At 48.1% G+C, this 10000-nt stretch carries 10 protein-coding genes; 1 reads left to right on the forward strand and 9 read right to left on the reverse strand.

Annotated elements, in window-relative coordinates:
- Positions 1 to 249: 249 nt before the first annotated feature.
- A complete protein-coding gene (locus LDL40_RS07045; protein ID WP_300994508.1) occupies positions 250 to 726 on the reverse strand; it encodes a MarR family winged helix-turn-helix transcriptional regulator in 477 nt (158 codons plus the stop codon).
- Positions 727 to 1075: 349 nt separating this feature from the next.
- Here LDL40_RS07045 and LDL40_RS07050 point away from each other — a divergent pair, with 349 nt between their 5' ends.
- Positions 1076 to 1594, forward strand: a complete 519-nt coding sequence (locus tag LDL40_RS07050; RefSeq protein WP_300994509.1) for an acyloxyacyl hydrolase — start codon at positions 1076 to 1078, stop codon at positions 1592 to 1594.
- A 52-nt stretch (positions 1595 to 1646) separates the two neighbouring features.
- On the opposite strand, the gene LDL40_RS07055 is transcribed toward LDL40_RS07050, so the two are convergent.
- From LDL40_RS07055 to LDL40_RS07090, 8 genes are all read right to left on the reverse strand, one after another.
- A complete protein-coding gene (locus tag LDL40_RS07055; protein WP_300994510.1) occupies positions 1647 to 3272 on the reverse strand; it encodes a methyl-accepting chemotaxis protein in 1626 nt (541 codons plus the stop codon).
- Between the two features lie 108 nt (positions 3273 to 3380).
- A complete protein-coding gene (locus tag LDL40_RS07060) occupies positions 3381 to 4238 on the reverse strand; it encodes a D-amino acid aminotransferase (protein WP_300994511.1) in 858 nt (285 codons plus the stop codon).
- Positions 4239 to 4257: 19 nt separating this feature from the next.
- The gene (locus LDL40_RS07065) at positions 4258 to 5103 is read right to left on the reverse strand and encodes a glutamate cyclase domain-containing protein (protein ID WP_300994513.1); all 846 of its coding nucleotides are present in this window, start codon (positions 5101 to 5103) and stop codon (positions 4258 to 4260) included.
- Positions 5104 to 5108: 5 nt separating this feature from the next.
- A complete protein-coding gene (locus LDL40_RS07070) occupies positions 5109 to 6047 on the reverse strand; it encodes a biotin-dependent carboxyltransferase family protein (RefSeq protein ID WP_300994514.1) in 939 nt (312 codons plus the stop codon).
- Positions 6047 to 6748: an allophanate hydrolase subunit 1 gene (locus LDL40_RS07075; protein ID WP_300994515.1), complete on the reverse strand. Its 702-nt coding sequence runs from the start codon at positions 6746 to 6748 to the stop codon at positions 6047 to 6049. Before LDL40_RS07075 ends, LDL40_RS07070 begins: the two co-directional genes overlap by 1 nt.
- Positions 6745 to 7500 carry a 5-oxoprolinase subunit PxpA gene (locus tag LDL40_RS07080; protein WP_300994516.1) on the reverse strand — a complete coding sequence of 252 codons (756 nt, stop codon included), beginning with the start codon at positions 7498 to 7500 and terminating at the stop codon, positions 6745 to 6747. Before LDL40_RS07080 ends, LDL40_RS07075 begins: the two co-directional genes overlap by 4 nt.
- The gene (locus LDL40_RS07085) at positions 7500 to 8282 is read right to left on the reverse strand and encodes a putative hydro-lyase (protein WP_300994517.1); all 783 of its coding nucleotides are present in this window, start codon (positions 8280 to 8282) and stop codon (positions 7500 to 7502) included. The genes LDL40_RS07080 and LDL40_RS07085 overlap by 1 nt, the downstream gene beginning before the upstream one ends.
- A 186-nt stretch (positions 8283 to 8468) precedes the next feature.
- A partial coding sequence (locus LDL40_RS07090) for an efflux RND transporter permease subunit (protein ID WP_300994518.1) occupies positions 8469 to 10000 on the reverse strand: 1532 nt, incomplete at its 5' end.

Below are 10000 nucleotides of genomic sequence, written 5' to 3' on the forward strand. Positions count from 1 at the left end.
CGTCTTGTCTTTCACACTCTTTACTACGTTCTGTATCCGGTCGTTTTATTGCTGTTGAACCAGCTGTTCGACCCGAGTTGTGATTATATTATCGCGATAACTATTATTTCGCAAGTTTAATTTTAAAGTATTTTAAATAAATATATTATCTTATTGTTTTTAAAAGATTTAAATTAAATTTTTACAGAAGTAATTAACATAAAAAAGGGCCATTAAGGCCCTTCTGATCGTATTAAAATATGAACTTTATCAGAGTTTGTTACTCAGCTGAGAACGCAGCTGTACCAGTTCCTGTCTAAGCGCATGAATATCTGGCTCTGCCATACCACAACTTACGCCTATAGTCCGGTTCACTTGCACTGCCTGCTCTTGCATAGCCCAGCCAGCTTTAGTCAGGCGGATCTCCAGAGTTCGTTCATTCTGTGGATTACGGGTTCGAAGCAGTAGTCCCATAGCTTCCATTCGTTTAATCACCGGGGTTAAGGCTCCGGAGTCTATTTGCAACTGCTCGCCAATGTCTTTAAGCGCCAATCCATCGTTTTGCCACAAAATAAGCATGATCAAATACTGTGGATAGGTCAGGCCTAATTTATCCAATAAAGGTTTGTACACCTTTGTCATAGCTAAAGAGGTTGAATACAAAGCAAAACAGAGCTGTTGGTCCAGATGCAGAGCTTTTTGGCTTTGGGGATCCAAAGTGGAGTTTTGATCAGAAGACTTTGCCATACTGAAATTGCCTGCCTTTATGCAAAGAAAACGCAAGGTTAATCAGCATGTGAGCAAAGGTCAACTTCTTAGTCTGGTTTTGGTCCTTAAACATAGCTGAGCAACGTCACTTCATACGTGATGAAAATATTTTTTACGCCGCCACCTTGAGATCTGGTTTCGCATCACAATTTATGTACCGCTCGTTACATAATACATATTTATTGCCGTTTCCCACAGTAAGGCTTTAGTAGGTTCCAACCTATACAGCCGGAGAAGCTGGTAGTAACTATGAAGATTTAGATGCTGGTTCCAGTGGATGCTGTTGGCACAGTTGGAAGCATCACAGAGGATTAAGGTAGGATTATCAATGAAAAAAGTTTTACTGATACTTGGATTTTTATTATTTAGTCTGCACACGCAGGCACAAGTAGCAGCTGTTGATCTGGTTAAGGGTGAAGGTGAGGTTTTAGGCTTACGCCTTGGCTACAGGCCACTTGAATGGCATCTGACTGAACTGCCGGTACTTGGAGACGCGAGGTTGTACATGGAGGCCAGCGCTAATCTGTGGCGTTATGGAGAACAGCCTGAGTATGAGAGTAATCTGGCTATTGCCCTGTCTCCTGTGCTGGTGAAGCAATTCAGTACTTTGTACAACAGAGCTATATATTGGGAGTTTGGTATAGGTTTTAGTTTGCTGAATAAGCAGCGATTTGCCGGCAAAGACTTAGGGTCTCATTATCAGTTTGAAGACAGAATTGGCCTGATCTGGCAACTGCAAAGCAAAACGCAATTAGCCTTACGCTACATGCATTATTCCAACGCTGGATTACAAAAACCAAACCCGGGTTTGGATTTTATTGCCTTGTCATACGCTTATAAGTTCTGAATCAAGCAAAAATAGCCGCCTCAGATCAGGCGGCTATATTCCGTTATCAAGTTCAGACTTTAAACCGAGTCACCAAAGCATTTAAATCTACGGCTAAGCGGGACAACTCATGAGCTGAAGCACTGGTTTGATTGGCTCCTGCCGCAGTTTGTGCGGCCAAATCGCTGATATTGACTATATTACGATCAATTTCGCGTGCTACTTTGGCTTGCTCTTCAGCTGCACTTGCAATCACCAGGTTACTATCACTGATTTTGTTGATGCGTTGCGTAATAATATTTAGGGCTTCACCAGCAGCCTGAGCCACCGTCAGCGCATGACCTGCTTTGTCACTGCTGTGTTTCATGGCGCTTACTGCGTCGCCTGTACCACTGCGGATTTTAGCAATCATTTCTTCAATTTCGCGGGTAGAGGTTTGAGTCCTGTGCGCCAGCGCTCTGACTTCATCTGCAACCACCGCAAAACCCCGACCAGCGTCGCCAGCCCGCGCGGCTTCGATAGCGGCATTCAGTGCCAATAAGTTGGTTTGCTCGGCAATAGCGCGAATAACGTCCAACACTTTACCAATATCCTGCGACTGCACTGCCAGTCCCTGGATCAGCTCTGAGGTGACAGCGACGTCCTGATTCATATCCCGGATCGCCTTAACCGTCTCATCCACTTGCCCCTGGCCTTGCGCTGCTATTTTCGCAGATTCAGTTGACTGCTCTGAGGTTTGCACTGCAGTTTGTGCTACCTCATCCACAGCCGAACTCATTTCGGTAATAGCGGTCGCAGCCTGCTGGATTTCGTCATTCTGTTGTTGCAGCCCTCTTGATGAGTCTTCGGTCACCGAGTTTAACTCTTCCGCAGCGGAAGCGAGCTGGTCAGAAGAATTAGAGATATGGCTCATTGCATCCCGCAGGTTTTGCTGCATTTTCTGCAGCGCAGCCATTAAACGGCTGGCTTCGTCATGGCCGCTGACATTGATTTTTTGCGTTAGGTCTCCGCCCGCTACAGTTTCAGCCACAGCTACAGCGTCTGTCATCGGAGCAGTAATACTGCGGGTCATCCACAATGCAATAAAAATGCTTATAGTAATACCGATCAGAATAGCGACTATAACCAGGAATTTGCTGGTACCGTAGTTATCTGCTGAGAGATCTGTTTGCTGCTTAGCGAAATCGCGATTTAACTTAGCTAACTGGATTAACGCCTTGGTCATTTTGTCGGAGTGGCCAGTTAGCTCCTCATTGCTGATCCGGATCGCTTCAGTTTTATCTCCCGCAGCCAACGCCTGTAATAAACGGCTTTGGCCAGCAAAATAGTCCTGCTGCGCACTTCTAAACTGCTGATAGACATTACGTTCCTGATCAATAGAAATAAGGCTTTCATACAACTTCTGGTTTTCAGCAACTTCTTGTCTGACGGTATCCAAAGAGGCCTGGTAGGACATTTTTTGCTCGTCAGTTTCGGCCAGCATTAATCGGAAGGTAAACACTCTGACCCTCATCATGCTTAAATTTAAAGCGGCCAGACTATCGAGGCTTGGAATAGTATTGGTTTCAAGTTCTGCCGACACATCACGCATTTGCGCCATATTCATTAACGCCATGCTGCCTTGCAGCACCACCAGCAAACCCAAAACTGCAAAGCCTGCTAATAACCTAGCCCCTATCTTGTAATTCCTTAAAAACATAGCTTTCTTCCCTTCTTCATTTAATTTTTATGGTCTTTACTTTATTTCTACCTAAAAGCATAGGCGACAATATGGAGAAAAACTCAAATTTTAACAGCACATTAGCTGCTAAAAGCTGTATTTATACCGGCAAAATAAACTTTGCGCTTGTTGCCATACACAACCAGGTTTACCAGTACCAATGACTTTGCCGTCTACTTCAATCACAGCGGCAACCTCTTTGCTCGAGCTGGTCAACCAAACTTCATCGGCAGCCAATAATTCAGTTTTAGATACAGCCCTTTCTTGCACTGGCATACTGCTGTGCTCACGCAAAATAGTCAGCAGTAGTTGGCGGGTAATGCCTGGCAGAATTTTGTGACTCAAAGGTGGCGTGATCACCACAGCATCTTTCACAATAAACACATTGGTTGAGCTGCCCTCTGTTAAAAAGCCCTGCTCATCAAACAAAATACACTCGTTTAACCCCAGAGCAGCAGCTTGCTGATGGTGCATCACGTTGCCAAGCAAAGCTGTTGATTTGATATGGCAGCGTTGCCAGCGTAAATCTGTGGCAGTCATGACTTTATAGCGTGGCGCTTTGTCCCGTTCTGCCTGCGGCTCAGCGGCTATCTCAAAGGTATAAGCAAAAATGGTGGGGGTTATCTCTTTTGGATAGGCATGGGCTCTTTTGTGGTCAGCACCACGGCTGACATGCAAATAGACACCAAGGTTGCCGGCACCATTGCGTTGGATCAGCTGTTGCACCAACTGTTGCCAGTCTTCAGTGGTTAAAGCACAGTGGATCTCCAATGCGTCCAAACCTGTTTGCAGCCGCTGGATATGAGCGGTAAAACCAACACAACGCCCACCATAGGAGGGGATCACTTCATAAATACCGTCACCAAACAAAAAGCCTCTGTCCATAGGCGAAATTTTTGCCTGTTCCGGGCGCATAAATTGTCCGTTTAAGTACACCAGACTCATGTGTTTTATCCTGTTCTTTTTATCGTTGAAAACAAAGGCGCTGCAAATCCGCTATTAATAACTCTGCATGAGCAGGCGGTAAACTGTCTTCCGTCGCGCTGGCAAGGCCTGTTACGCCATCCACACCGCCCCGCGCCACTACATAGTCTAACAGTGCCGCAGGCTGACACTCGAGTAACCAGCCCCTTGCAGTTTCTGCGTCTTTTAGCTTTGACACCAGAGCCAGCAGACCATAAGCTGCCCAGTTGGACACGTCAGCCAGCACTAATTCGTCGCATCGAGTGGCTGCCGGAGTAATGGCCAACTGCGAAACCTGCGGATAAAGGTTGCCCATACCTATTTCGTTGCCGCCATCCCCTATGGCTATTGTCGGACAGGGTGCCTGCTGAAAAAACACATCAAAATTGGCGCAACGTGCGGAGATATCCTGCCCCCTCATATTGTAATAGCGACCATCTGATGCCAAACCTGGCCTTTCTATGGAAATCATTAGTTCCGGCTTCTGCTGCTCTATACACTGGCGGGCAAATTCTGCCGCATGGTCGCTCTGTATCGGCAATTGCAGGCAGGAATAATCGGCTTTTAAAGCCGAATATAACGGCTCACCACAACAGAGTAATGGCGTAGCGCCAAGTTTTTCGAGCAAGCGATACAGCACTATAGCCCCAACCGGACCGTCGGTTTCAAAACTGTCGCCGACAGGAAAGCCAGTGCCTATCAGTACTACAGCTTTGCATGCGGCAATACGCTGAGCGGCCCGTAAATAACTGCCCGGTTTTAAATATGGTAATAGAGTTGCCATACCGCGCAGGTTTTGCCTGACCAGCATCTGTTCTATGTCAGTACTGAGCCTGAGTAAATCCATCAAACTTAACTCCGCAGTTCCATAGCCAGTTCTGCCCAATAACGCTGCTGCTCTTGGCGATGCAGTTCCAACTGATCAGGCGCTATTTTATAAAAACCTACAACTTGCCCCTGCCGGCGCTGAGCCAATGCAGCGGCATGTTGCGCCAGTATCACACCGGGTTTGGGATAACCGCCTAAGGTTTGTCTGTCGTTCAGCAGCACTATCGGCAACCCATCGGGGGGCAGCTGCACTGCGCCATAACAAATACCTTCAGATAACAAAGCTTTAGGCTGGTACAACAGCGGTTCACCCTGTAGACGGTAGCCCATACGGTCGGCCCCCCCAGACACCTGATACTCGCTGCTGCACAGCTGCTGCCATTGGGCGTCTTCAAACCAGTGCTGCTGATACCCAGGCAATAGTGCAAGTTGTAAAGGGGCTGAAAAATCCGGCCAGCATTTTTCCGGTAAGGACCAAAACAAAGGCCTGTAGGCTGAACGCACAGGCAAAAACTGACCTTGTTGCAAGGCCGCTCCTGCTATCCCCCCCACTTTTTCCCTTAGTACAGTGCTATTGCTGCCAAATTCTTTGGCTAATCTGAAACCTCCGGCAACCGCCAGATAACAACGCACTCCGGATTTAGCAAAACCTAGTTCAATCACATCATCTTTTTTAACCGGATGGCTGCGCCATAAGCTTTTGGGTTGGCCGTTGACTGTCAGCGGCATCTGCGCCCCTGTGACACAAAACACGCTGTCTGTTAACGCCACCACACTCAAACCACCCACTGAGACTTCTATCTGGCAGCTTGGATTTGGGTTTTGCAGCAATAGATCGGCAATACGGTAGCTGACCGCGTCGGCTGGCCCACCCTGAGTTAAGCCCAAATGGGCATAACCAAAGCGGCCCTGATCCTGCAAAGTCGACAATACACCAGGCTTTAGCACCACAAAAGCAGACATCAGCACAGCTCCTGCGGTAACTGGCCGCCTAAAGCCAAAAACTCGGATTGGCTAATGGCTTGAAAACGCACTCTGTCGCCTACCGCAAAAGGCATCATGTCGCCTGAGCTTCCGGCCTGTTCAGGATTAAATAAGCGGATTGGACATAAGCCTAAAATATTCCAGCCCCCAGGTGATTCGGCCGGATACACCGCGGTTTGCCGGTCTGCTATAGCCACAGCACCTTTGGGAACTTTAGCTCTTGGCGTCGATAAGCGTGGCGTGGCAAGACGTTCGTCCAGTTCGCCCAAATACGCAAAACCAGGTGCAAAACCTATGGCATAGACCCGATATTCGATGGCCTGATGCAATTCAATCACTTCTGCTGTGCTTAAACCCGCCCGTGCGGCCACAGCGTTCAAATCCCACCCTGTGTGATAATACACAGGCAATAGCACTAACTTTCCTGTTTGCTCCAACACTGAGCTGCTTAAGCGCAGTTGCTGTTCCAGCAAGGTTTTGATGCTCAGCACCCCCTGGTGATCAGGTTTTAATACAATCAATAAGGACGCATAAGAGGGCAATAATTCCTGCAGCTGTTCCCCCAGCACCAACCGCACCTGCTGCTGTACATGCAGCAACTGGCTCAGATTGTTGCCGCAGATTGCTGCAGGCAAATACAAGATCAGCGCATTTTCGCCAGCCAGCTCCAGTTGGATCATCGGCTGCCCAGTAACTGACGAATGGATTGAACTAAAGCAACGGCCTGCGGGTTATCGCCATGCACACATAAGGTATCAGCTTGAATAACAACACTATCGCCTGTATCACTCTGCACTGTGCCGTTTTGCAGCAATTGCTGAACTTGCGCCAGCGCAGACTGATGATCAAGCACACTACCCGCCTGACTACGGGGCGTTAACGAGCCGTCATTTTTGTAACGTCTGTCGGCAAAAGCTTCAAACAATAATTCCAGCTGATAGCCTTTGGCCAACTGCTTGTGCTCAGTTGCTGAAGCTGTCGCCAATAGCATCAGCTTTAATGGTTTATGGTAACTGGCCACCGCCTGCATCACGGTATCCAGCAGGGCCGGGCTTGCCATCATGTCGTTATACAAAGCGCCATGAGGTTTGATGTAACTCAATTCCAGTCCAAGGCTTTTTGCTACGCCATCTACAGCGGCTATTTGATACCAAAGTAAATGCTTGAGCTCATCTGCATTCATTTTCACGGAGCGGCGACCAAAACCTTGTTTGTCGTCATAACTTGGGTGCGCGCCAATTTGCACCTGATGCTGTTTGGCCAGGTTTAAGGTGTTCACCAACACAGTAGGATCGCCGGCATGAAAGCCACAGGCGACATTGGCCTGATCAATCAACGGCATCACTTGTGCGTCCAGGCCCATTTGCCAAGCACCAAAACTTTCGCCTAAGTCGCAATTGAGTTTGATCGAGGAATTTTTTAAAGGCTTCATTAAAAACTCGCTAAAGAGCTATTCAGCAGATCAGTCACCAGCATATGACCAGGGCTGTGGGTTATACAAAAATCTGGCTTGGCTTGTTTCATCACCGCTTGTGGCGTGACACCACAGGCCCAGAATACCGGCACCTCTTCTGGCCGGATAGTGACGGCATCGCCATAATCCGGTGATCGGATATCAGAAATACCCAGAGCGGCCGGATCGCCAAAATGCACAGGCGCACCATGCACCGCTGGAAAACGACTACAAATTTGAATAGCGCGTATGGCATCGGCCGGTTTCATGGGTCTCATACTGACCACCATATTGCCGGAAAAGCGCCCGGCACCGACGCATGGCTGATTGGTGTTGTACATAGGGACATTTTTGCCTTCGCTGATATGGCGTATTTCCAGTCCGGCAGCCACTAAAGCCTCTTCAAAAGAAAAAGAACAACCTATCAGGAAACTGACTAAATCGTCGCGCCATAAAGCTCGGATATCCTGCAGCTCTTCGGTCATCTCACCATCACGGAACAGCCGATACGCAGGCAAGTCAGTGCGAAGATCAATGCCCTGGCCTAATTCAGGCAGTACAAACTGACCGGGTTCAGTCACAGCTATTAAAGGACAAGCTTTGGGATTACGCTGACAAAACAGCAAAAATTCCGCCGCCCAGCTTTGCGGCAGTATCGCCATATTGCACTGTACATAACCCGGCGCTAAACCACTGGTCTGGCTGTTGAACTGGCCAGTTCTTATCTGCTGACGTAACTGGTAAGGAGAAAGCTGAATCATACTGTGCTGCTGAAAATGGTCACTTCAGTCCATAGTAGCGGATTAATCCATTCTTCCCAAGCCTCTGTGACCAAAGCACAATTTACCCCGACCAACACAAAAAAATCGCCCGGGGCTGTGTTTTACATGGATGTAAAACATAAAAAAAGAGCACTGCAGTGCTCTTTTATGCTTCATCGATAAAGCTTATTTCGAGGTCAGCGGCTCGCCATAACTGGTTACGGCGGCTTTTCTGTTACGGCTGAATCTGGTTTTCACTTTACGTTTAAAGGTCTCCAGACTGTCGTAGAAGGTTGGCACCACCAACAGGGTCAGTACAGTCGAGGTTAATACCCCACCTATCACTGAAATGCCCAGAGGTTTGTAGAAAGCAGCGCCTTCACCTATGCCAATAGCCACAGGCAACATACCAGCTACTAAGGCAAAAGTGGTCATCAAAATTGGCCGTAAACGCTCGCGGCCAGCGGCAATTAAAGCCTCTTCCAGAGTTAAACCTTCGCTTTCTTTTTTGCGGGCACAGTCAATCAGCAGAATGCCGTTTTTCACCACTATCCCCATCAGCATAACTACACCTATTAAACTCATCAGGTTTAAAGTTGCACCAGCCACCAATAAGGACAACACCACACCAATCAGAGATAAAGGCAAGGACATCATAATAGACACAGGAGCCAGGAAGCTGTGGAACTGCACTACTAATATCAGATACATCAGCATGACAGCTAAACCTAAAGCACCAAATATACTGCCAAATACTTCTTCCTGATCACGGCTCTGGCCACCAGACACCACATCATAACCAGGTGGGAATGGAATAGTTTTCAGCAATTTTTTCGCATCGGCATCCACTTCACCAAAACTGCGGCCTTGTACGTTGGCACCAACCGCCATCATACTTTCGCGGTCTAAATGCTCTATCACGGCAGGTCCCTTGCCTACTGTTACAGTCGCAATCTGCTCCAGTGGGATCATAGCGCCTGTGCGGTTCGACAACAGCGGCAAACGTTCTAAATCCTGCACTGTCATACGCTCTTCAGGTTTAATCCGGACATAGACGTTCCGGGTTTCACCTGTTGGGTCTATCCAATCGCCAATCTCAGCGCCAGCAAAAGCCAAACGTAAGGCGCTGGCGGCATCATTCATCGATAAACCTAAACTGGAGGCTAAACCGCGGTTAAATTCAATTTGCAGCTCTGGTTTAGGATCCTGTGACGACAAGCCAACATCCACAGCACCTGGTACTGTTTTTAACTTTTCCATAAAGTCCATCACCAGACCTTCCAGCACACGGCTGTCCGGACCACGGAACTGAATTTGCAAGGCTTTACCGCCCCCGCCGCCATTCAGATCAGCAGAGACTGTGTATTCAGCGCCCACTAATTGTTGCACTTTAGCGCGCACTTCTGCTGCTATTTCACGTGAATTGCGATCGCGTTCGTATTCCTTTTTCAGCCGGACAAAAATCTGAGCCCGGGTGATATTGCCCTGAGTCCCAACCGTAGTTTGGGTATACAGCTGCTCAGGTAACTGGCGGGCTATAGCGGCCGCCTGTTCCGCCTTAATGCTGGTGTATTCAATGCTGGCTTCTGAAGGGGCCCGTACTGAGATCACTATGCCACCATCGTCTGTTTCCGGCAGGAAACCTGAACCACCATGAGCGCCTTGCAGATAAATAGCGCCAAAGAAGGAGCCAAAAGCCAGGATCCACATGGATTTAC

The organism is Rheinheimera sp. (assembly GCF_020217005.1).
In the GTDB taxonomy this organism is placed as follows: domain Bacteria; phylum Pseudomonadota; class Gammaproteobacteria; order Enterobacterales; family Alteromonadaceae; genus Pararheinheimera.

Bases quoted from the DNA above. Each gene is read 5' to 3' on its own strand.
- LDL40_RS07070 (WP_300994514.1), bottom strand. From the start codon at position 6,047: ATGTCTGCTTTTGTGGTGCTAAAGCCTGGTGTATTGTCGACTTTGCAG.
- LDL40_RS07055 (WP_300994510.1), bottom strand. From the start codon at position 3,272: ATGTTTTTAAGGAATTACAAGATAGGGGCTAGGTTATTAGCAGGCTTT.
- LDL40_RS07050 (WP_300994509.1), top strand. From the start codon at position 1,076: ATGAAAAAAGTTTTACTGATACTTGGATTTTTATTATTTAGTCTGCAC.
- LDL40_RS07065 (WP_300994513.1), bottom strand. From the start codon at position 5,103: ATGGATTTACTCAGGCTCAGTACTGACATAGAACAGATGCTGGTCAGG.
- LDL40_RS07045 (WP_300994508.1), bottom strand. From the start codon at position 726: ATGGCAAAGTCTTCTGATCAAAACTCCACTTTGGATCCCCAAAGCCAA.
- LDL40_RS07085 (WP_300994517.1), bottom strand. From the start codon at position 8,282: ATGATTCAGCTTTCTCCTTACCAGTTACGTCAGCAGATAAGAACTGGC.
- LDL40_RS07060 (WP_300994511.1), bottom strand. From the start codon at position 4,238: ATGAGTCTGGTGTACTTAAACGGACAATTTATGCGCCCGGAACAGGCA.
- LDL40_RS07075 (WP_300994515.1), bottom strand. From the start codon at position 6,748: ATGATCCAACTGGAGCTGGCTGGCGAAAATGCGCTGATCTTGTATTTG.
- LDL40_RS07080 (WP_300994516.1), bottom strand. From the start codon at position 7,500: ATGAAGCCTTTAAAAAATTCCTCGATCAAACTCAATTGCGACTTAGGC.